Here is a 24,109-nt window from a genome sequence, read left to right on the forward strand (position 1 = left end):
TATACTCAGCATTGAGACAATTTGCCAATGAGTGTTTAATGATTAGTTATAACGCTTTTCATTTGCTCCTGGCCTTTACTCAATCTATACGTTCTATTTATGATGACTTGTAGAAAAAACAAAACGTTGCCTAATAAAAAAAATATTTTTTAGGCAACGTTCCTGTAACACCCTGTGTCATACTATTAAAACAGCGAAAAGGGTTGTTGAGAAAAACAACAGCAAGCAAAACAATAGATGAATAAGGAGCTTTTTCGCTCAATAATCATCAGCAATGAACGGTTTGTAGAAAGCTTGTTTACTTAACCATTAATAGAACCATTTTAAACAAAACAAAATATGAAAATAATCAACAGAAATGTATGTTTAGTTCTCTTGTTATTAGTAAGTCAGATAACAGTTGCACAACAGGTAAAAAAAGATTCTAGTAAAACAGAATATATCTTTAAAGGAATAGGAGCTCAAAGAATTACCCAACTAGGATTATACATAGCCCCCGAAACACAGGTGAGTTCTTTAGGAGGAAAATTTTCACCTTTGACAGGGGGGGCGGTAATGCTACTATTAAATCAGCGATTGGGCATTGGGGTTAGTGGTTATACAAGTCTTCGTAATCGCCATAAGAGTAACGATATTGATACACGCTATGGTGGTGTGAGGGTAGAATATACCTTTAACCCCAACAAACGATTTCATATAAGTGTACCAATATTGATTGGTGTGGGTATGGCCAACAACGATTCTACTAACCGATATGGCGGTGGCCCCAGAAGAGGCGGGTATGACAACGGCCGCAATCGATTCGATGGCTCAAATTATTTTGTAGTACAACCTGGTGTGAATATCGAAGGTAATTTATTTAGATATGCCAAAATATTTGTAGGAGCAAGTTATCGTTTTGCCAATATCACCCACGAGCGACACAACAGCAGTACAGATTTGTCGAGCAGCCAGCTTAGTGGAGTGTCGTTCAATGTCGGGCTAAAATTAGGCCTATTCGATTACTCTATCAGAAAGAAAAAAGATTAACGTATAGTAAAAATAGTTCATTTCTATAAAGCTATATTTTTCACATGAGAATCTTAGTTATTGGCGGATGCCATGTCTTCGGGTACGGCATCCAAAATTCACAAGGGTTTGTCGAAGTATTCTCAGAAAGCATGAAAATACTAGAAAATGAACCTATACAAATAGACAGCTATGTGCATTTTTCAATGGAAAAAACCGTTGAACTGCTAATGAGTATTGGTAACAAAATCTCGAAATATGACCTAGTACTTATGCAGATAGGCCATGAGGAGTTAATGGCTGAAGATTCTATCATAGACCTAGTGAATACCCAAGATATTTATTTCAAAAATAGCTATAGGGCCGACACAAATCATGATCCTGTAGCACCCTCAAATACCCAGCTACTCAAAGAACTATACGACGAGGCAACAGAGTATATCGACGAAGCCAATATATGGGAATATTGTTTGACAAGCCTCAAATTGAAATGTTTGAAAAGTATTCATAAAATCGGTAAACTCGGGCGTTTGGCCTACTATCAGCGATACCACAAAATTATTTTGTCGCTTCTTACTCCAGTAAAAGAACAAACTATTTTGATTTCGCCGATGCCAAGCCTCAACCCTTGCAATAACTATATGCGACAAGAAGGACGTAAGATTTTTGAGGATGAATGTACAAAACAACAATTCAAATGGCTACAGTCTATAGATTTTATTGAAAAACACCCTTATTTCTTTTTGTCGGATGGAAACCATCTTAATGCACTAGGGCATCGTGTATTGGCTAGTCAGTTGCTAAGGTTTTACCGTCACGAGGTACGAAAGCATCAATTTTATTTTCATTTATGTTCTAATTAATTATTATGGTCAAGCAGAATCAAAATATAAAATCGCTTATTCGGATAGGACTTCTGGGTATCCTATTTTTCTTCTCTTATTGCTCTAAGAAAGAGGACACTACGGTAACACCCGTTACAACAGACAACACCGCCGAAATCAATAAATGGGTGTATGATACTATGGAGGATGCCTACTTTTGGTACGACCAAATGCCTACGCTTGCCACTTTAGATACTCAGGCAAAAACAGAAGATTTCTTTGAAAAATTGATTTATCAAAGAGAAACCACCGACCGTTTTTCGCTTATTACCGACGATATTGATGCTCTTGAAAAAGAATTTAATGGTGTATCTAAAATCTTTGGTATACGCTATTTGCTTGGCTATACCGACAACACGAATACCAATATTGGTTTGTTCTTGAGTTATGTAGTACCCCAAAGCCCTGCAGCCAATGTTGGGCTTCAAAGAGGTGACATTATCCTAAAAATCAATGGGCAAAATATTACTAGTTCTAATTTTTCTACCTTGATGAACAACGATAATGTTACTTTTACCCTAGGTAAAATATCAAATAATAGCATCGTAGCCGATACCAAAACCCTTGCTGTAGCCAAGGCCGAAGTAACCGAAAATCCTGTTGGGTTTTCGAGTATTATTCAAAAATCGTCGGCCAACAAAACGATTGGGTATTTGCTATATACTCAGTTTGTACCAGGCCTAGACCAAGGCGATACCCTAAAGTACGATAACCAACTCAGAAAGATTTTTGGAGACTTCAAAGCAGCAGGAGTCAACGAACTAGTACTGGATTTGCGGTTTAATCCAGGGGGGTACATCAGTAGTGCTACTACTTTGGCATCGTTGGTTGTCAAAGACCTTACGTCCAATAAAATCTTCTTCAAAGACCAATACAATAGCAAATACCAAGCCTATTTCAAACAACAATACGGAGCTAATATTTTCAACAACTACTTTAGTACTGAACCTAACAATATTGGCAACAACCTCAGTCGGGTATTTGTACTAACCTCTACAGGCACGGCTTCGTCGAGCGAGCTAGTGATTAATGGCTTACGCCCCTACATGGACGTAATTACTATTGGCGACCATACTTATGGCAAAAACCTTTTTGGTACACTAATTAGCGACGACCAAAACCGCTGGAAATGGGGCCTGTATGTGATGTTGGGTATTACAACCAATGTCAACGGCGAATCGAGCTATGGCAATGTCAATGGTATTTCGCCAACTTACCAAGTAGATGATAATTTGATTCCTTTTAGTCCATTTGGCGACGATACCGAACCGCTGTTTAGAAAAGCCTTAGAAATCATGGGTGTTCCTTTGGCAAGTGGCACTGGTGCAAGGGTAGCTGCTACCAAAGCCATCAGCTTGCCCAATCATGAGCACTTATCTGATAATCCAATCAATAACGAAAAACGGATGATTCAGAAACAATACCTGAAAATAAGTCCTTAAAAACAAGGCACTTACCAAGGTTAACTAAGTACCTTGGTAAGTACTACCGTTCCTTTTTTCAGATTCCATAACCACAACAAACCATGACTATTAATCAATTAGATATCGAATGTAGAATTATTTCCGATACCGACTATTCGGATACAGTGAAAACTCAGCTCAATCAATGTTGTACATTAATAACTCACGACCTTGGTATTCAACTCTGGGAAGGCATAGAAGTTGTCGTTGAAGAGGCTCAGTCTCAATTGATTTTTTTGCTCGACAACATTCAAGCAGATACAGAACACACCATCTATCATTTTCAGTTTGTAAAATATATCCCCATTCCTAGCATAATGACTCACTATCAATAAATGATACTGTTATATTTTACGGTACCAGACTATACTGTTTTTGTTGTTTTCTACAAATAGACAAGTCGGCTATCTTACCAATCCAAACAGCTAATTACCCAATCTGCTTAATATATTACAGTACATATTGAACTATACTCTTAACTAAATCAATTGAATATGACACGATACGACTTTTTAAAGTCTATGGGATTTAAAGGTGGAGCTTTAATGGTACTATTGGCTTCATGTCAGAAAAGTACAGACCCATCCCCTTCTGACGACACCACTACCACAACGGGTACAAGTTCGGGAACAACCACAGGAACAGGTACAAGTACAGGTTCGGGAAGTTCAACAACTCCAGCTACTAGCACATTGGCTAGTATTGATTTAACATCGTCCACTTATGCAGCTTTATTACAAAATGGAGGATATGTAATTGTGAATAGTATTGTGGTGGCTCGTATATCTGAGGGTACGTATGTGGCTGCTACTCAAACCTGTAGCCATGAACCCAAGAAAAAAGTGATATTTAGAAGTGGCGAATTTTACTGTACCGAGCATGGTGCACGATATAGTACCACAGGCACAGGCCTCAACAGCTACGGCAGTAAAGGCATCAAGGTGTATACAGTTACGGTAAGTGGTAGTACGCTCACGATTACCTAGTGAATCAATGTGATATGAGTTTGGAGACATCGGAATGTGAAGTAAGTCTAATAAATCCGAAATCGAATACCCGACATCTAAAATTTTTCACAATTCAACAACCATTTTATATTTATGACACGCTTTGAATTTCTAAAATCGGCAGGCTTCGGTGGAGCAGCCCTCATGACATTATTAACATCTTGTAGCAAAAACTCGGAGGTTTCGCCCACAACAGGCAGCACAGGCTCTGTTGATTTTACCCTCGACCTCGCCGCTACAAGCAATGCCAGCCTAGCTAATAGCGGGGGGTATGTAATTAGCAATGGGGTTGTTGTAGCCCGAACCTCGCAAGGAACTTACGTTGCCGCTACCAACACTTGCTCGCATGAGGCCAAAAAAAAGGTAATTTTCTCGAATGGCGAATTCTATTGTACAGAACACGGTGCACGCTATAGCACAACAGGTACTGGGCTCAATAGCTATGGAGCTAATGGATTAACTGTGTATAAAACCGAATTGACTGGTACTTCGCTAAGAATTTATTCTTAAAAATATCTTTTGTATCAATACGAAACTGATTTGAGGTATTTCGTTGTTACTAAGTTCAATAAGCATATAACTCTTTAATATATCTTGTCAAATGAAACTCATATCATCCTTATTTTTCGCTGTATTATTGGCACTTTCGCCCGAATGGAAAACAGATTTTGCCAATGCTCAGAAAGAAGCTATCGATAGCCACAAATATATTTTGCTCAACTTTTCTGGCTCTGATTGGTGTGTACCTTGTATCAGAATGACGAAAGATGTTTTTGAAACAGCCGTTTTTCAAAAATTTTCTCAAGAAAACTTAGTCCTTGTTCGTGCAGACTTTCCTCGTTCGGCCAAACACAAATTAGAAGCCAAACAAGTACAACACAACGAAGCTTTAGCCGAAAAATATAACCCTGAAGGCAAGTTCCCGTATACTATTTTATTAGATAGCAATGGGAAAGTCCTTAAAACCTGGGACGGATACACCAATACTTCTCCCGAAGACTTTATTGCACAAATAAACAAAGTATCGAATGCTCGTTAGTCAGTCCTCCAATACTATTCATAAACAAGGGCATCGCTTGATGGGCAATTACTTTGAAATTAGCGTAGTGAGCCCCGATGCTCAGTACGCTAATACATGTATAGATGAAGCTGTAGCCGAAATTCGCAGAATAGAAAAGTTATTTACTACTTTCGACAACAACAGCCAAACCAACCAAATCAATCAGGCTGCAGGAATAGCTCCTGTTGTAGTTGACCAAGAGGTTTTTGACCTTATCAGTCGTTCTTTGCGTATTTCTGAGCTTACCCAAGGGGCTTTCGATATTACCTATGGTTCGATCGACAAAAGCCTCTGGAACTTTGATACTACCATGACCTCGCTTCCTTCTCCCGAAATTGCACTCGAATCGGTAAGGTTGATTAATTATAAAAATATCGTATTGAATCCTACTAATCACAGTGTTTTTTTACGAGAAAAAGGAATGCGAATTGGCTTCGGGGGTATTGGAAAAGGCTACGCCGCCGAAAAAGCCAAAGAACTTTTGAAAGCCAAAGGATTCATAAGTGGTATTGTCAACGCCGCTGGTGACCTTACTACTTGGGGTAATCAACCCAATGGCCAGCCTTGGACCATAGGTATTGCCAACCCCAATGCCGACCATAACCCTTTTTCTTATTTGTCGATTAGCGACGTAGCCGTAGCTACTTCGGGCAATTATGAAAAATATGCAGTAATTAATGGCAAAAAGTATTCGCACACCATCGACCCAAAAACAGGATTACCTGTTACTGGTATCCAGAGTGTTACAGTGATTAGTCCCAATGCCGAACTCTCCGATGCCATGGCAACACCTATTATGGTAATGGGTATCAAAGTAGGCTTAAATTTGATTAATCAGCTTTCTCAGATTGCCTGTATTATTATCGACGACCACAACAAAATATATACCTCCCACAATATCAAAATCAAATAATCATGAAGCTGTCCAATCGTTTACTAGCAAAAATATGCCTAACCTTCATAACAGGCATTTCGTTGTCGGCGTGTACGTCGGTAAAACCATACCAAAAGGCTTATTTGAACGACTCCGAAATGGAATTAAGTTCACGCAAAAGCGTAAAATTTGAGCAAAACTTTCAGTTGTACCGCGAAGGGGCATCTGGAGCCAATGGTGGAAAAACTGGCGGAGGCTGTGGATGTAACTAATCGGCCTGTATCGTTATGTCTAAAATCTTTTTGTATATCTGTTTATTGTTTTGTACCACCAGCTACGCCCAATCGTCAGTCAAAAAAGCGAAGATTCTGGTAACCACCAACAAAGCAAAACCCCAAATAGGCGAAATCATAGATTTGGTGATTGAAGCTCATATTTATCCACAGTGGAAAATGTTTTCGAGCAACAAACAGGTTTTTCCTGGCCCCAAAGCTACGGTAATTCAATTAGAAAAAAACGATTCGTTTCAGCTACAGGGTACACTGCAATCAATTGCTCCTATTGTCAAAAACGATACTTTTTGGAAAGGAGAAGTCTCTTTTTTTAGGCATAAAGCAAGGTTTATACAAAAAGTAAAAATCCTAAAACCACAGGCTCAGTTAAAAGGTGTAATCATTTACCAACTCTGTACCATACACGACGGCACATGTATACGTTACCAAGATGCCTTTCGTGTATCGCTTCGCTAATACGCATAAATACTAAATTAGATGAAAAAAATAACACTAGCCATTGGCCTATATATCGGTATTCTCACGGCATCGGCACAATCGAGCCAATCAACCGACTCTACTAATTACCAAAACCGAAAACTGAAAGTAGAAGAAATCAATTTTGTGTCGAGCTACTATCACCAAAACGGCAACAACTCGGCTGTAACAGGAGGTATTGGCACCGAAAAACTCACCGACTTTGGTAATACCATCGAGTTAAGGATGTCGAGGTGGGACAAAAAAGCTCGTCAGCATTTCTTTTCTTTTGAATTAGGCGTAGACGCTTACTCATCGGCCTCTTCCGACAAAATAGACCCAGGAACAATTTCGTCAGCTTCTATGACCGACAAGCGTATTTACCCTTCGTTGGCATGGAGTATCAATAACCCTAAAAAGGGTACTACATTTGGTATTGTAGGGTCATATTCAACCGAATACGATTACAAATCGTATGGGGCAGGGCTAAATTTCACCAAAACGTCTAAAGATAACAACCGTGAATTTGGTGCAAAAGTTACTGCCTTTTTCGATACTTGGAAAGTTATCTTACCTGCCGAGCTACGAACCTTGCCCGATGGCTCATTTTATGGCTCTGGGGGTGAACACGACCCTTTTCCTGTAGACTACAAACCCCGCAACTCATTTAGTTCGTCGTTTTCGTTGGCACAAGTAATCAACCGCCGTACACAAGTGCTACTTACTATTGACCCCGCTTACCAAGACGGTTTGTTGGCAACCAAATACCAACGGGTTTACTTTACCGACGGTACGGTAAAATCAGAAGTTTTACCCGACACACGTTTCAAATTACCTATTGGGGCGAGGCTCAATTATTTTGCAGGAAACAAGGTTGTAGTACGTACTTTTTATCGCTATTACCAAGACAACTGGGGCGTAAAAGCACATACATTCGAGCTAGAAACACCTATTAAAATGACACCATTTTTATCGGTAAGTCCATTTTATCGGTATTACACCCAAACCCAAGCCGACTACTTTGCTCCGTACATGAAACATAGCCTTAGTGATACCTACTTTACGAGCGACTACGACCTATCGAAGTTCAATAGCAATATGGTAGGTGTTGGCGTAAGAATTACCCCTCCACATGGTGTATTAGGTATTCAGCACTGGAACTCGTTGGAGCTACGTTATGGCCACTACGAACGCTCGAATGGCCTTGCCTCGGATGTACTAACCCTTTATGCTAAATTCAAATAATAGATAATAAATAGGAGTGTCAATATTTGGGTTAATACAAAGATTATCAAACGCTTAATCTATTGCCATAAAACAACGTTACACTTCTATCTTTCTCTTTATATCGTGCGGATAAATCCTATGGGGCATTCCGCACGATATAATATTTTATCAGCCACATATTTAAGTTAGAAAAGCCAACCTCAGAGATAAAACATTCATTATCAGACAATTATTTTGTTTCAAAATCTAGCAATTGCCATTCATAACTCTGATGTTATGACCAATTACTCATTTATTCCCCAAAAGAGTCGTCATTTTCATAGACAAATAAAATAATCAAAGCGTATTTTTGTTATCATTATAAGAAAAAGAAGTTTTCTAGCCTTTGTATTCCTGCTATAAAAAGATGGTAACACCCTGCCTTCTTTCAAAATATCCCATCATTTTATTATCAGAAACAACAGGCTCTAAACATATTCTTGTTAGATTAACTTCAAAATTTAATCAATCATTTATTATTATGAAAAAGACCAGCTTATTGATAGGGTTTATGTTTGCCCTTATCTCACAATTGAATGCACAAACTGCCGACGAGATTTTTGACAGATATTATGATGCCACAGGAGGAAAAACCCTTTGGAATGGCGTAAAATCGTATGTTGTCAAACAAGATTTTGTGGCTAATGCCCCTACAGACTTCTCGCAGGAAATCAAGGTTTCGTTAGAACATAAGGCTATTCTCAAAACAAAAACCATTTTGAAACGTGACTTTATTTATGGCGTAAACACTTCAGAAGCCTTCTTTAAAGTTCCGACAGGTAGCCGTGACAAAAACGTGGTGTATGAAACCAAAGATTTGAGCGATAAAGACAAAAATACCATCAAGCGTGAAATGACCGACGGACTAGTGCCATTTAGAGACTATCAAGAAAAAGGCTATATAGCTACTTATGTAGGTTTAAAAGCTGACAATGGCAAACCTGTACATCAGGTAGAGTTGAATGGAAAAGATATTAAATATGATTTGTTTTTTGACGCTACAACCTATTTATTGTCAAAACAAAAGGCTAAATTAGCTTCTGGAGAAGAAGTTACACAAGAGTTTACGCAATATACCAAATCTCCTTATGGTGTAAGCTACCCTTCAGCAGGCACTTATTATAGTAGTGTTGAAAAACGTAATACAAAGTTAAGCTCGAATGTGACTTTCAACGATAAAATTGAGGATTCTGTTTTCAAAAAATAAGCCCCAAAGCCATAGTTAGCTCAACACCTAGTTGGCTACCTTATTCTAATAAAAGAATTATGATTTTAGTAATGACCCATTTACTTCATTACCAAATCATAATTCTTATTTTATATTACACATGAGACCATATTTACGCATACTACTATATTCATTCATTGTTATTCTTGTACTCTTGGGAGGGCTTATTACCTATACCCAAACTTCAAGTGGTCAGGCTTTTATTACCCAAAAAGTTACAAGTTTTTTAGCAAGAAAATTTGGCACAAAGGTCTCTGCCAAAAAAATTTCCTACAAAATTCCCGACTGGATTGCCTTAGATGAGGTTTTTATTGAAGATACCCAACACGACACCCTTGTGTCGGGTAAGCGTTTGTATGTAGATATAGATATGTGGGCTTTGCTCAGAAGTGAAGTGGCTATCAATAAAGTGGAAATGCAAGATATTAGGGCCAAAGTAAAACGTACCTTGCCCGATACTACTTTCAATTTCAACCAAATCATACAGGCCTTTGCCTCTACCGATACCAGTCAGGTATCAAATACCTCTAGTTCAAAGCCTTTGGCCATGAATATTAAGCAAATCACCTTGAACAATATTCATGTATCATACCAAGACAACGTAATTGGTACTGATGCTGAGGTGATTCTTAATCAATTTACAGCCAAATTTGATGCTTTAAATCCTGTAACCTCCGTTTACAAAATCAATGATATCAGTCTTATTGGTTCGCAAATTGACTTACATACCTACAAACCGCTTAAAGAAGCTAGTTCAAGTACATCGAGCGACACCCTCAATTTGCAATTAGGCCATTTACACCTTGAAAAAGTAAACGCTTCTTTCAACGACCAAGTTTCGGGACTAAATAGTAAGGTAAATATTGGTGTATTAAGTGCCGAAGGCGAAACTTTCTATTTAGATAAACAACTGGTTAAGCTCAAAAATATTTATCTCGACAACTCGCTGGCACAAATAACCCTCAAGCCTGTAAAAGTAGTAAAAAATACACCCGAAACAGCCTCAAAACCTTGGGATATACGGGTTGGAAAAATATCATTCAAAAAAAATAGCATTATCTTCGATGATAATACGAAACCTCGCCAAACAAAGGGATTAGACCCTGCCCACCTCAAAATTACCCCTTTCAATCTGGAAGCAGAACGATTTGTTTTTGCTCCTAATGACATTTCGGGCTGGTTACAAAATATTTCGCTCAACGAGAAAAGCGGTTTTAAATTGATAAAACTCCAAACTGACTTTGCTTATACCAATAAAAAGGCTTTCCTCAAAAAATTAACCTTCCAAACTCCTAAAAGCCTTATCCAAGACGAAGTTAGCCTAAGTTATAATTCGCTTGAACAACTCAACAAAAACCTAGGTGCAACAAGGGTAACTGTCAACCTCAAACAAAGCAAACTTGCCTTTGAAGATATATTATTACTAGCACCAACACTTGCCACAACACCACCTTTTGTGGGCAACAACAAAGAGATTTTACGTTTCAATGGTAAGGCTACAGGTACAATTAATCGGCTTAGCATTCCTAATTTTAGTGTAGAAGGATTCAATCATGCCAAAATCAACCTTAACGGCGATATTGTAGGATTACCGAATATCAACAAAACTTCTCTAAAAGTAGGTATCAAAGAAGTATCGGTTACCAAAACCGATTTGGTCAAAATGCTTCCACCCAATAGCCTTCCTCCCGATATAGAACTGCCAGAAAAGGTACTCATGAAAGGCTCAATCAACGGTAGTATCAATAACCTTTTGCTCAATACCAATATTGTATCGGATTTGGGCGAAGCTTCTTTTAAAGGGAAATTGGTCAATATTACCGCCAAAACCAACCAGCAATATGAGGGTTTACTAACCCTAAACAACTTTGACCTTGGCAAACTTCTCAAAAAACCAGAACAATTTGGCAAAATCAGTATAGAAAGTGATTTTAAAGGCACGGGTTTTGACCCCAAAACCATGCAAGGGCAGTTTGCAGGCAAAATAAAGCAAGCCGTACTCAATGGATACGACTACCAAGATGTACTATTTGAAGCTAGTATTGCTCAACAAATAGCCCATATCAATGCCAAACTAGCCGACCCCAATGCCAATTTTAGCCTTGATAGCAAAATTGATATTTCACAAGAACATCCAGCTATTGTGGGCGATATGCTTATCAAAGAACTGAACCTCAAAGCCCTCAAGCTATATCCAGACGACATTGCCCTCAAGGGTGACATCCATATCAATATACCACAGGCCGACCCCAACAACCTCAACGGTTTTGTCACTATCGACCAAGGTTTTATTTATCAAAACGGTAAGCCTATTCCTTTAGACGATGTACGATTGGTAGCCCAAAATAGCAGTCAAAAGAACTCATTCACAATCACGAGCCCTTTTCTAAAAGCTGATATGAAGGGTACATTCAACTATACTCAGCTAGCCGACATTATCATTGGCGACATCAACCGCCATTTTACCATTCCTGATATAAGTGCCAAAGCAGTTACACAACCTTACCAAATTAGTATCAAAGCAGTGGCCATAAGCCACCCAGCAATACGAGCGTTTTTACCACAGCTCACCCGCCTAGATTCGGCCAACTTTGTTGCCGAATTAAGCAGTACTATTGGTCATAGCATGAGTATGTCGCTCGATATTCCTTTTGTAGAATACGACACCATCAGAGCCTACAAGATTAACTTCACAGCTCAAGCCGACTCTAACCAGCTTAGCTATACAAGTAGCTTAAAACAACTTACTTACAGTGCATTCAAAATGCGTAATACCACCCTAAATGGCATTGTAAAAAATAACCTTGCTACCTTCAACTTGGTATTAAAAGACTCCGTCAATCAAGAACACCATCGTGTGGCGGGAAATGTGGCCAATTTTTCTAATCAATTCAGAATTAATTTATTAGAAAATGGGCTGAAACTCAACTATGAGCCTTGGCAAATCGACTCTTCGGGCTTTATTCAATATGGACAAGCGGGCTTGGTTGTAAGCAACTTTTTGCTACAAAACAAAGAACAGCATTTGTTGGTAAATACCCCCGAAATGACCCCAAATGCCCCAATTGATATTACTGCACAAAAGTTAGATTTGCACAAAATGATAGCATTGGTCTATCCTGATTCGACCATTGCCGATGGTACACTCGACGGCAAAATCACACTGGCAAATTATATGCAGTCGCCTTCTTTTACAGGCGATATAACGGTGTCGGGCTTTACCTTCCAAAATACACCTATCGGCGACCTTGTGGCTCATGTCTACAACGAATCGCCCGAAAAAATCACTGTAAATACAACTTTGGCTAATAGCCAAAACAACATTTCTTTGATTGGTAATTATATGCTAAATGCCAAAGAACCACTCAATTTCAACCTAAAAATCAATAAGTTAGGCACAGAAACAATACAGGCATTTAGCTTTGGGCAGCTTCGCCGAGCCAAAGGAAGCCTCAATGGCGAAATAAGCGTTAAAGGTGCCGTAGACAAGCCTTTCTTAGATGGATTTATAGGTTTTGACAAAGTAGGCTTCGACGTGTCGCAGTTGGGAAGTAGATTTTTAATTAATCAACAAAAAATCACTTTCAAAAATCATGAAATGCTATTCAACAATTTTACCCTAAGCGATACCCTCAACCAACCGTTGAAGGTAAATGGGAAAATTTTGTTCAATAAACTACCCGAAGTAGAATATGACCTCAATACTTCTACCAAAAACTTTATGGTGCTTAATTCAACCCGAAAAGACAACGACTTTTTCTATGGAAAAGCTTTTGTCGATGCCAATATTGGGTTGAAAGGCACAACCAGCTCGGTAGCTGTAGAGGGCAATGTAAAGCTCATTGAAAAAAGTAAAATCAGTGTCTTGATACCCGATAATACAACCACTGAAGATGCTAATAGCGACATTGTAGTATTTGTTGACAAGAATAAAAAAATCACAGAGAAAGACTCTACTTTAGCCCAAAATACAAGGTTCAACAATAATTTTATTTCGGAAATGACGCTATTGCTCGAAGCCGACGAGAAATCAGAAATGACTATTATTGTAGACGAAATCAATGGCGACAACCTCAAAGTAAAAGGGAAAGCACAGCTTAATGTAGGTATTACCCCAAGTGGACAGCCTTATATTTTGGGCTTGTACGAGCTTACCGAGGGAAGTTATGACCTTTCGTTTGAGCTTCTCAAAAAGCAATTTACCATTGAAAAAGGAAGTAATATCTTGTGGATGGGCGACCCTATGAGCGGTAAAATCAATATTACGGCCATTTATCAGGTAAATACCTCAGCAGCCGATTTACTCAATTCTACCGAAACGCAATATCGCTCTAAAATCCCTTTTGAGGTTCTTCTTAAATTAGATGGGCCAATGCAAAAAATTGAAACGTCATTTGAAATACGCCTTCCCGAAAAACCCGCCGTACCAATCGACGACAATGTAAAAACGAATGTTAATGCCAAATTAAAAGAGTTAAATACCAATACCACCGACCTCAACAAGCAAGTATTTGCTTTATTGATTTTAAATAAATTTTTCTCAGAAAAATCTTCCGATTTTTTCTCGACTATCAACCCTGAAGCCATTGTTCGCCAAAGTGTGAGTAAGCTCTTGTCTGACCAATTAGAAAAACTAGCTGGCGATGTTATTAAAGGAGTTAACTTGAGTATAAACCTCAATTCTACCCAAAGTACTTTTGGCAAAGAATCGTCTTCAAGAACCGACCTAAACTTAGGGTTATCAAAAGCATTTTTCAACGATAAGCTCAAAGTTGAAGTAGGCAAAAACTTTGAATTAGAAAATACCAATGGTATTCAGAGAAATCCAACTGAGGTATTTGACAACGTAAGAATAAACTATAACCTTACCGACGATGGCAGATACCGATTTATAGCCTATCGTAAAAATCAGTTTCAAACAGTACTTGAAGGTTTTGTGGTAGAAACAGGTGTAAGCTTCACCATCACGTTTGATTATCAGTCTATTAATGAAGTTTTAAGAAAAAAGAAATAAGTAAGCATTTATGCCCACGAAAATAATTATATACCTCATTGTATTACTCATCATGAGTAGTTGCTCTGTTTCTCGCAAATTACCTGCGGGCGAGAGCCTCTATACAGGTGCCGAAATTATCGTACAACCAGACTCTTCTATCAAAAAAGCAGATGTTGAGGCGGTTAAAGTTGAACTTACCGAATTTGTACGTCCTAAGCCCAATAGCAATATCTTTGGCTTTCCTTATCGTGTTTGGCTGTATTATCTGATGGGCGAACCCAAAAAAGAAAAAGGTCTTAGAATGTGGTTTAGAAAAAAATTTGGTGAACCCCCAGTATTAGCAAGTAAAGGAGCTACAACAGCCAATGCCAAGCAAATCAACTCTTTACTCAATAACCAAGGTTTTTTCAGAACAACAACATCGGGCGATTTGGTTGAAAAAAGCCGTATGGCAAAAGCCGTTTATAAAGTTCGTTTAAAAGCTAGATATTATATTGATTCTGTTACCTTCCAAACCGATGGCGATACATCGGCCTTTGGGAAGGCTTTTGCCGATACACGAAAAAATACTTTATTGAAAAAAGGTACGCCTTATCAGTTTGACAAGTTGCTGGAGGAACGTACTCGAATAGAAAGGGAACTCAGAGTAAAGGGATTCTATTACTTTAGGTCCGATTATATTCTTTTCAAGGCCGACTCAGTAAGCCACAAAGAAAAAGTAGATATTACCGTAGAAATAAAAACCAACGTTACCCAAGTAGACAAAAAGGTTTACCGTATCAACGACATCCACGTAATTGCCGATTATGGCGAAAACTTAGCTACCAATACGTCGTCGGCTGTACTTGCCAAAACTTTTAGAGGTATTCAAGTAATTGACCCACTGGGTGCTTATCGTCCCAAAATATTTTCAGATGCTATTGGTTTCCGACGCGGCGGCCGCTACAGTAGCCGTAGTCAAGATATATCATTATCGAGGCTTATCAACTTAAAAAATTTCAAATTTGTCAAAAACACTTTTGAATTAGTACCCCGCTCCGATTCGGCTTTACTCGATGTTTATTATTACTTAACGCCACTTAAAAATAAGTCGTTTCAAGCAGAACTAAGTGGTTTCTCAAAGTCCAATAACTTTAACGGTACAGATATATCACTGAAATGGCAACATCTAAACCTCTTCAAGGGAGCTGAAATATTTTCCTTATCGGCCAATGCTGGTTTGCAGTTTCAAGTAGGTGGTGGTGCCAACGCCATCAATAACTCAACCTTCGGAATAACATCGTCGTTGACATTACCACGCTTTGCGATTCCATTCTTGAAGTTTAATCCAGCTCGAAACCAGTCGCTTCCTTCTACAACATTCAATGTGGCCTACAATTATATTAGACGTGGGGGCTTGTACAAAACAACCTCATTGACCACATCGATGGCTTATGATTGGAGTCAGAATGCTACTTTCCGTAATACAATTACACCAATTTCAATTACGTATGTCAAGAACTTCGATTTTTCATTTGATTATATAGAATACATTCTTACTACCGCCCCCGAGCAATTAATCATCCTTGAATCAAACACCATTATACCTAGTTCGAGTTATCAGTTTTCCTATACCCCAAGGCCAAGTATAAAGGGCGAATCCTTCACTTTATCAGGCAGTTTGGAAGTAGCAGGAAACCTAGCAAGTATAGTTTCCAATTCGGCACATTCCAACAACGAAGCCCAGACAATCTTGGGTGTGGGCTATGCCCAATACGCCCGTGCAGATTTAGATTTTAGGTACTACAAAAATATCAATTCCAAAATTAAATGGGCCAATCGTGTAATGTTGGGTTTTGGCTTACCTTATGGCAATTCAAAGTCATTACCATTTGTCAAACAATATATTGTTGGAGGTAGCAATAGTATCCGAGCCTTTGTAGCACGTTCGGTAGGGCCAGGTACTTATAAATCGACAGTAGATAACCCAACAGCCTTTTTGGGGTCTCAAACGGGCGATATGAAACTAGAGCTCAACACCGAAATACGAGCCAAACTTAATGGCTTTATCCAGGGAGCAATGTTTGTCGATGCAGGTAATGTGTGGATTTATAAAAATGAAGATTTATATGGCAAAGACGGTTTGTTTGGGTCAGATTTTTACAAACAACTTGCTATAGGAGCAGGCTTGGGTATTCGCTTCGACTTTACGTATTTGCTACTCCGCTTTGACCTAGCTACGCCACTACACAAGCCCTATTTGGCCGAAGGCGAGCGTTGGGTTATCAAAGATATCGACTTTGGGAGTTCGGCATGGCGAAAAGAAAACCTAATTTTGAACATAGCAATGGGCTTGCCTTTCTAATCGAAGGATTTGTGAGACAATTAGTCTAACTTAGAATAGTGATATTATTACGGATATATCATATTTGCGAAAAAAGGCGTTTAACTTTACAATAAACTTTTTTAATTAAAAAACTGCGACTATTTTTGTAGTCTAGTTTCTGATAACGAGTATAATAAATATATAGCAATGAATCGCAAAAATATCTTAGCCATCGCGGCAGTAGCCTTGTTAGCTGTAGCTTGTGACTACCAAAAAAACAACAAAATCAAGCAAAAAGATCTTCGTCTAAACGATGAATATGTTTATGGCGTTCACCCTGATAGTGTTGCTCGTCAAACGAAGAATACTTATACTGCAAAACCTGAAAATGAGGTAAGAGCAGCTAAAATTCGTGAAAAATTATTCGGAGCGTCAGGTACTGTTGCTCAGGGTAACTAATCCCAACAAGGTGTATTCTCTTAAAATATATACTTAAAAAGCGTTGCGACCTGTGTTTGTAACGCTTTTTAGTTTGAAGGAAAAAATTGTCTATCTGTACTTACACCCATTCCTTCAATTGTTTAAACCCCCTCTGTATCAAATATGAATATTGCACTAGTAACAGGCTCGGCTGGATTAATTGGTAGTGAAGCCGTGTCATTTTTCTCTGAAAAATTTGACCTTGTCATTGGTATTGATAATAACATGCGTCAATATTTTTTTGGACAGGAAGCATCTACTGCTTGGAATCGCAATCGCCTTGAAGAACAATTTTCTAATTATAAACACTACCAAGCAGATATTCGTGAAGTGCCTCAATTAGAGGTTATTTTCAAGGAATATGGTAACGACATCAAGTTAATTCTTCATACTGCTGCACAACCCTCGCACGACTGGGCTGCCAAAGAGCCATTTACAGATTTTACTGTAAATGCCAATGGTACACTAAATATGTTGGAAATGACTCGCCAACACTGCCCTGAAGCTGTTTTCATTTTTACATCAACCAACAAAGTATATGGCGATAACCCTAATTACTTGCCGTTGATTGAAACTGAAACTCGTTGGGAAATTGATGCCAGTCACCCTTATTTCAAAAATGGTATCGACGAGCAGCACAGTATCGACCACACCAAGCACTCGTTGTTTGGGGCATCGAAGGTAGCAGCCGATATTTTAGTACAAGAGTATGGCCGTTATTTTGGCATGAAAACAGGTGTATTCCGTGGCGGATGCCTTACTGGCCCCAACCACTCAGGTACACAATTGCATGGTTTTTTGGCATACCTAATGAAGTGTGCTATCACGGGCAATCACTATACAATTTTTGGCTATCAGGGCAAGCAAGTGCGTGACAATATTCACTCGTACGACCTTGTTAATATGTTCTGGCATTTCTACCAAAACCCACGTGTAGGCGAGGTCTACAACGCTGGTGGTGGGCGTTTTGCCAACTGCTCGATGCTTGAAGGTATTGCTATTTGTGAAGAAATCACTGGCAAAAAAATGAATTATAGCTACTCAGAAACCAATCGTATTGGCGACCATATTTGGTATATTTCTGACCTTTCTAAATTTAAAGCTCATTATCCAACTTGGAACTGGACGTTTGGTTTGCACGAAACCCTACAACAAATCCACGATGGTATTTCGAGTAGATTGTAGGAATATATCTATCAGCCAGCCATAGGCTCGTAAGTGAGTATATAATAAGGTGATAGGCAAGCAAATAGCACACAATAGCGTATTTATTGCCTATCACCTTTAAAAGGCTCACTGAAATTATTTACCTAAAAGCACTGCTTTTAAGCACCTCTACCGAGCTATCCTACAAAAGCTATTCTATTTTCGTTCCTGACCAAGCTTTACGACAACAGGCTATTTGATGACACATGCGTATTGATGCCCCTATGCCATACCGAAAACACTATTTAGCAAATACCTTGCAATATCCAAATACCTCATTTCTGTTAATATCGGTTTATCATCATAAAAGTATATAATACATGAACTTCTCAGCTAAGTCTTCACACTTCCCACAGATAGATGCCCTACGAGCATTTGCTATGCTTGCCGTTTTGGCATTCCACTGGCTACCCGAGTCGATGCGTATTTTACCTTGGGGAGGTATCGGAGTAACGCTTTTTTTTATTATTAGTGGTTTTTTGATTACTCGTATTTTACTTATCGACAAAGAAGCCTATTTGTCACAAAAAGCTACATTAGGTAAGCTCTACAAAAACTTTGTGGTAAGACGTGGCCTCAGAATTTTTCCGCTGTATTATGCCTTTATTACTTTTATCTTATTAGCCTATCCCAACAACTCGTTTATCGACGAACGCCCTTGGTTTTATTATGGTTATTTCTATAACTTCGACTTGGCCAATACTCACGAATGGTCAGATATTCTATCGCCATTTTGGTCGTTATCGGTTGAAGAGCAATTTTATCTTTTTTGGCCATTGTGCATTTTTTTGATGCCACATAAGTGGACACCTCATTTTATTATTCTGACGATGGCATCAGCTTTTGTGAGTAGAGCCATACTGAATCCACTCCCACTCGAAAACGGTATTCTAACCTCCTCGTGTGTAGACTCCTTTGCCATGGGGGGGCTTTGGGCATTTATTGGTATTTATAAGGCCAATTATGTCAAGCAGTTTACCAAGATAGTAACGTGGGCAACACCCGTTTGTCTGGCTATATTTCTTTATATTGTACTTAGTGGTAACAAAGGGCTTTGGGCCAATGTGTTTTATCGTTTCTTGATGTCGGTGCCTTTATTGCTTTTGCTGATACAAGCCACCAAAAGCGAAAAGAATAAAATCTTATCTCCTATTTTGGACAATGTTTTTATCAAATTTATTGGTCGAATTAGTTATGGGATGTATGTTTTTCACATGGTAGTTCCCGAAAAACTATTTCCATTCTGTATGGGTCTTATCAATCGTTTTTTATCTATTACGATTCATAGCACCATTATACCAATATTCTTGAATTTTGCGTTACTGGTTGTGGTATCTACGCTTTCATTTTATTGTTTTGAAAAGCCTATTACCAACCTAAAAAAACATTTCAATTAATCATCAAAAGGCTTTAATATTCTGTAAATTAGTAAGATATAAAAATACACATATCGTTGTGTCGAGTAAAATAGCTAGTAATACCTCGATACCAATGAACTGTTATATTGCATATTTTAAAATATCATGCCCAATTCCATTAAAATTCTAATTCCTTCATACAACGATTGGGACGCTCTGGCTCTCCTATTACAACGTATTAAAGAAAAAGTAGAACCTCATTTTTTTGATCAACTTTCCTTTGTTATTGTCGATGATTGCTCGTCGATCCCCTGCGAAGTCAATAAATTTGCTGGTTATCAACTCGAAATTATCCGCCTATGGCGCAATGTTGGCCACCAAAAAGCCATTGCTTTAGGATTAGCATTTTTAACCAAAGAGCGTAATTTCGACTACGTAATTGTGATGGACTCGGACGGCGAAGACAGACCCGACGACCTAGAGGCCTTGTTTGAAGCCTGTTCAAAATCACAAACTATTGTATTTGCCAAAAGAGCCAAAAGAAGCGAAGGTATTGTTTTTAGAATGGGCTATATTGTATATAAACTACTATTTGGCTTATTGACGGGTAAAGTAATTGAGTTTGGCAATTTTAGTATTTTGCCATTCAAGCAAGCTCAAAAATTGGTATATGTTTCCGAAATATGGAATCATTTTCCTGGAGGTATTATCCGTTCTAAATTACCCTATACCTCTATTCCCATTATTAGGGGAAATAGACTGGCAGGGCAGTCAAAAATGAACTTGGTATCATTAATATTGCACGGATTAAGTGCCGTATCGGTACATCTCGATACCGTAGCTGTCAGAATTTTGTTAGGGTCGCTGGTACTCACCTCTCTTTCAGTAATTGTTGCCATTGTCGTTTCAATTATTAGGCTTACTACCAACTGGGCATCACCAGGCTGGGCTACAACCCTTGTTTCGACGGCTATTATTGTAATATTGCAAGCCTTTTTGAGTTCGCTTTTCTTGATTTTTACGGTATTGAATTACCGAACTCAAAAGCACTTTATCCCTGCAACAGAATACCAAGAGTTTATCGAAAAAATTGAATCTACCGATATTTAAGAACCTCGGTGATAAAACCCATAAAATCCCTTTTTCCAATCATGAAATTAAGTGTTGTCATTCCTGCATATAACGAAGAAGAATCTTTGCCCGAAACCCTAAAAACCCTCTATACTACCCTTACAAAACACCAAATTGAGCATGAAATTTGTGTAACAAACGACAACTCGAAAGATGGTACAGAGCTAGTATTGAAGGCATTGCAACAAGAAATCCCAACGTTGGTATATTTTACCAACAAAGGCCCTAATGGCTTTGGCTATGCTGTACGCTATGGATTGGAAAGATTTACGGGCGATTGCGTTGCTGTAATGATGGCCGATATGTCGGACGACCCCGAAGATTTGGTTAAATTTTACCGCACCATGCAAGAAAAAAATGTAGATGCCGTATTTGGAAGCCGTTTTATTAAAGGAGGGAATGTATATGATTACCCACAAGTAAAGCTGGTAATCAATCGGGTGGCCAACTTTATTGTAAAAGTATTGACAGGTATCAAAACCAACGATACCACCAATGCCTTTAAGCTCTACAAAAGAGAAACCATCGAGGGTATTAAGCCATTTTTATCGCCCCACTTCAACCTTACTGTAGAACTCCCCCTCAAGGCATTTGTACGAGGTTATAGTTATGCTGTTGTACCCAATAGCTGGACCAACCGCAAATACGGTGAGTCGAAGCTAAAAATCAAAGAAATGGGCAGCCGTTATTTCTTTATTTTGATGTATTGTATGATTGAAAAATATTTTTCACGGGGCGATTACATGAAAAAATAATCAAACAAACAATGTTTTGAATGCTGTAATTTGATAAAGCAAATACGTCAAAACGATTCCCCATAATACCGCAAATAGCAACATTGTGGATAATATTTTGGGAATAGACACTCGAAACGACAAAGCTAATAGCGTGCCTCCAATCGGTGTAAAAAACAAAGGTGTAAAGCACGCTATACCCAATATACCAACCTTTTGCCACAAATTAACAGCAAATCTTGTTCGGCGAGAGAAGCGTTTTGGAGGATTCTTTCTGTATTTTTGTATAAGACGGCTAATAGTTGTTCCTAAAATTATAACAATTATTACCGTAAGCATCATTCCTATAATGGTACATATTGTGGTTTCCCAATAAGTTAGCCCTAATACGAACCCCGCAATGGGCCCATTCAAAAATTTAATAGAAGTGGCAACCATTACGGCAAAATATTTTCCAATTGGCATAATATAGCGTTCAACGTTTTAATAATCTTGCAAATTTACGACCTAATAAGCATTATTAATGTGTATTAGTATTTTGTTCTTCAAATCCCGCATCATTATGGCTAAAACTCGCCTACTTTTTGTGGCTATTTTACTACTTGGTTGTTTTACCTCAAAAGCACAGAGTGTATTTGCCCCCTTAAATCAAGATTATTATGACTTGATAGACCGCTATGAAATAAAAAAAGGGAGCTTTTCTAAGCATTTTCATACAACTATCAAGCCCTTTACTCGACAAGGAATTGCCTTGTTTGTCGAAGATATTCTGAAAGATTCTACTGTCAAGCTTACCCCAACCGACCATTTTAATTTGGCCTATCTAACAAACGATAACTGGGAATGGGCTACTCAAGAAACCCCCGATAGCAAAAAACCTATTTGGGGAACATTCTACAAAAAGCCGTCGGATGCCTATTCGATTCATAACGACGATATTGATTTGCATATCAACCCTGTGATGGATGTACAAATTGGAGGAATATCGGGAGGTGAACAAAGTTATATTTCTCTCAATACTCGCGGTATTGAATTGCGAGGAATGATTAACAAGAAAATCGGTTTTTATACCTACATGACCGATAACATATCGCGTATTCCAGACTATATCAAAACCTATACCGATTATTTCAATCAAAATAATATTCGTATTGGCGGGCGACTACCCGGTATGCCAGGCGAAGGGCTTACCAAAAATTTTAAGAAAGACGTACTCAGTACTGATTTTTTCTCGGCTCGTGCCTATATCGTTTTCCAAGCTACCAAAAATATAAGTATCCAGTTTGGACACGATAAGAATATCCTTGGCAATGGCTTTAGGTCGATGATTTTATCGGACAACTCAGCTCCATATCTGTTTTTAAAAATCAACACTAAAATAGGGAACTTTCAATACCAAAACCTCTTTGCCGAACTCATCAATCCTGGTACAATACCTATCGACAATGTATTTCCTAAAAAATACATGGCTATGCACCACCTCAGTGTCAACCTATCGTCGAAACTCAATATTGGACTCACTGAGAGTATTATCTTCAAAAGAGATAGTACCAATGGTGTAGGAGGTTTTGAGCTAAATTACCTCAACCCTGTGATTTTCTATAGGTTTATTGAAAGCTTTCAAGGTAGTGGCGATAACGCCCTTATTGGCCTTGATTTCAAATATAACTTTGCCAAAAAGTTTTCGTTGTATGGCCAAATGATGTTGGATGAGTTTATTATCAAAGAAATTTTCTCAAGCGATGGCTTTTGGACCAATAAATACGGCTCGCAACTAGGACTCAAATACCTAGATGTACTCGGAATCAATAATGTAGATTATCAGGTAGAATATAATATGGCACGACCATATACTTATAGCCATGCCAAAGATGGCCTACACTACACGCACTACAATCAGTCATTGGCTCATCCGCTTGGAGCAAATTTTATAGAATGGTCGCATACCCTAAGGGCTCAGCCGTCAAAACGCCTACAGTTTGTAGCCCGCTTTATTCATGCCAGCTATGGCGACGATGCCAATAGCACCGCAAACTGGGGTAAAAATATTTTGTTGGATTATAATACCAGAAGCAGACTTATTTTGTACCAAGACAATTATGGCAATGTAACAGGGCAAGGTGTAGCCACCATTACTAATACTTTCGACCTTAGGGGTTCGCTACAGATTAAACACAATATGTTTATTGATGCCCATTTCTTAACCCGTAATTATATTAGCCAAAATCATTCACTCGACAATACAACTACCTTGTATTCGATTGGGCTACGATGGAATGCCGCTTTCAGGCAAATGTATTATTGACAGAATATGAGGGAGAATTCCACAAATTATAGAATTTTGAGCTTTTCCAATTATC

Annotated in this window: 21 protein-coding genes; 20 read left to right on the forward strand and 1 reads right to left on the reverse strand. The window is 38.5% G+C overall.

The annotated features are described in order from the left end of the window. Positions 1 to 339 precede the first annotated feature (339 nt). The 19 genes from FLEMA_RS69965 to FLEMA_RS70045 all read left to right on the forward strand — a co-directional run bounded on the left by FLEMA_RS69965 (position 340) and on the right by FLEMA_RS70045 (position 21,770). Entirely contained in the window at positions 340 to 1,029 is a 690-nt protein-coding gene (locus tag FLEMA_RS69965; protein ID WP_044171948.1) for a hypothetical protein, read from the forward strand. A 44-nt stretch (positions 1,030 to 1,073) separates the two neighbouring features. Beyond that, complete coding sequence (locus FLEMA_RS69970; RefSeq protein WP_144080113.1) at positions 1,074 to 1,871, forward strand: SGNH/GDSL hydrolase family protein; 798 nt, start codon at positions 1,074 to 1,076, stop codon at positions 1,869 to 1,871. A gap of 5 nt (positions 1,872 to 1,876) precedes the next feature. Beyond that, entirely contained in the window at positions 1,877 to 3,334 is a 1,458-nt protein-coding gene (locus FLEMA_RS69975; protein WP_052354114.1) for a S41 family peptidase, read from the forward strand. Between the two features lie 83 nt (positions 3,335 to 3,417). Further along, the gene (locus tag FLEMA_RS69980; RefSeq protein ID WP_044171950.1) at positions 3,418 to 3,690 is read left to right on the forward strand and encodes a hypothetical protein; all 273 of its coding nucleotides are present in this window, start codon (positions 3,418 to 3,420) and stop codon (positions 3,688 to 3,690) included. A gap of 159 nt (positions 3,691 to 3,849) precedes the next feature. Continuing rightward, positions 3,850 to 4,341, forward strand: coding sequence for a Rieske (2Fe-2S) protein (locus FLEMA_RS69985; RefSeq protein WP_044171951.1), 492 nt, complete (start codon positions 3,850 to 3,852; stop codon positions 4,339 to 4,341). Positions 4,342 to 4,455: 114 nt separating this feature from the next. Beyond that, positions 4,456 to 4,872: a Rieske (2Fe-2S) protein gene (locus FLEMA_RS69990; protein WP_044171952.1), complete on the forward strand. Its 417-nt coding sequence runs from the start codon at positions 4,456 to 4,458 to the stop codon at positions 4,870 to 4,872. A 91-nt stretch (positions 4,873 to 4,963) separates the two neighbouring features. After that, on the forward strand, positions 4,964 to 5,401 hold the full coding sequence (locus tag FLEMA_RS0125405; RefSeq protein WP_026996146.1) for a thioredoxin family protein: 438 nt from the start codon (positions 4,964 to 4,966) through the stop codon (positions 5,399 to 5,401). Further along, positions 5,391 to 6,335 carry an FAD:protein FMN transferase gene (locus FLEMA_RS69995; protein ID WP_044171953.1) on the forward strand — a complete coding sequence of 315 codons (945 nt, stop codon included), beginning with the start codon at positions 5,391 to 5,393 and terminating at the stop codon, positions 6,333 to 6,335. The genes FLEMA_RS0125405 and FLEMA_RS69995 overlap by 11 nt, the downstream gene beginning before the upstream one ends. A 2-nt stretch (positions 6,336 to 6,337) precedes the next feature. Then, a complete protein-coding gene (locus FLEMA_RS0125430) occupies positions 6,338 to 6,568 on the forward strand; it encodes a DUF4266 domain-containing protein (protein WP_026996149.1) in 231 nt (76 codons plus the stop codon). Between the two features lie 15 nt (positions 6,569 to 6,583). Continuing rightward, complete coding sequence (locus FLEMA_RS70000) at positions 6,584 to 7,045, forward strand: protein-disulfide reductase DsbD domain-containing protein (protein WP_081681331.1); 462 nt, start codon at positions 6,584 to 6,586, stop codon at positions 7,043 to 7,045. Positions 7,046 to 7,066: 21 nt separating this feature from the next. Continuing rightward, positions 7,067 to 8,290: a DUF3570 domain-containing protein gene (locus FLEMA_RS70005; RefSeq protein ID WP_044171955.1), complete on the forward strand. Its 1,224-nt coding sequence runs from the start codon at positions 7,067 to 7,069 to the stop codon at positions 8,288 to 8,290. Between the two features lie 502 nt (positions 8,291 to 8,792). After that, entirely contained in the window at positions 8,793 to 9,518 is a 726-nt protein-coding gene (locus FLEMA_RS70010; RefSeq protein WP_044174783.1) for a hypothetical protein, read from the forward strand. Positions 9,519 to 9,639: 121 nt separating this feature from the next. Next, positions 9,640 to 14,553: a translocation/assembly module TamB domain-containing protein gene (locus FLEMA_RS70015; protein ID WP_044171956.1), complete on the forward strand. Its 4,914-nt coding sequence runs from the start codon at positions 9,640 to 9,642 to the stop codon at positions 14,551 to 14,553. A 10-nt stretch (positions 14,554 to 14,563) separates the two neighbouring features. Further along, a complete protein-coding gene (gene tamL, locus FLEMA_RS70020) occupies positions 14,564 to 16,879 on the forward strand; it encodes a translocation and assembly module lipoprotein TamL (protein ID WP_044171957.1) in 2,316 nt (771 codons plus the stop codon). A gap of 168 nt (positions 16,880 to 17,047) precedes the next feature. After that, entirely contained in the window at positions 17,048 to 17,299 is a 252-nt protein-coding gene (locus tag FLEMA_RS70025; protein WP_044171958.1) for a hypothetical protein, read from the forward strand. A gap of 144 nt (positions 17,300 to 17,443) precedes the next feature. Further along, positions 17,444 to 18,505 carry an NAD-dependent epimerase/dehydratase family protein gene (locus FLEMA_RS70030; protein WP_044171959.1) on the forward strand — a complete coding sequence of 354 codons (1,062 nt, stop codon included), beginning with the start codon at positions 17,444 to 17,446 and terminating at the stop codon, positions 18,503 to 18,505. Between the two features lie 341 nt (positions 18,506 to 18,846). After that, a complete protein-coding gene (locus tag FLEMA_RS70035; RefSeq protein WP_044171960.1) occupies positions 18,847 to 19,923 on the forward strand; it encodes an acyltransferase family protein in 1,077 nt (358 codons plus the stop codon). A 126-nt stretch (positions 19,924 to 20,049) separates the two neighbouring features. Next, positions 20,050 to 20,994: a glycosyltransferase gene (locus tag FLEMA_RS70040; RefSeq protein WP_044171961.1), complete on the forward strand. Its 945-nt coding sequence runs from the start codon at positions 20,050 to 20,052 to the stop codon at positions 20,992 to 20,994. Positions 20,995 to 21,035: 41 nt separating this feature from the next. Further along, positions 21,036 to 21,770, forward strand: coding sequence for a glycosyltransferase family 2 protein (locus FLEMA_RS70045; protein WP_044171962.1), 735 nt, complete (start codon positions 21,036 to 21,038; stop codon positions 21,768 to 21,770). Here the strand turns inward: FLEMA_RS70045 and FLEMA_RS0125810 are convergent, their stop codons facing one another. After that, the gene (locus FLEMA_RS0125810; protein WP_026996162.1) at positions 21,771 to 22,214 is read right to left on the reverse strand and encodes a hypothetical protein; all 444 of its coding nucleotides are present in this window, start codon (positions 22,212 to 22,214) and stop codon (positions 21,771 to 21,773) included. A gap of 97 nt (positions 22,215 to 22,311) precedes the next feature. Between FLEMA_RS0125810 and FLEMA_RS70050 the strand changes: the two genes are divergently transcribed. After that, positions 22,312 to 24,054: a capsule assembly Wzi family protein gene (locus tag FLEMA_RS70050; protein ID WP_044171963.1), complete on the forward strand. Its 1,743-nt coding sequence runs from the start codon at positions 22,312 to 22,314 to the stop codon at positions 24,052 to 24,054. Positions 24,055 to 24,109 lie beyond the last annotated feature (55 nt).

This window comes from Flectobacillus major DSM 103, assembly GCF_000427405.1.
In the GTDB taxonomy this organism is placed as follows: domain Bacteria; phylum Bacteroidota; class Bacteroidia; order Cytophagales; family Spirosomataceae; genus Flectobacillus; species Flectobacillus major.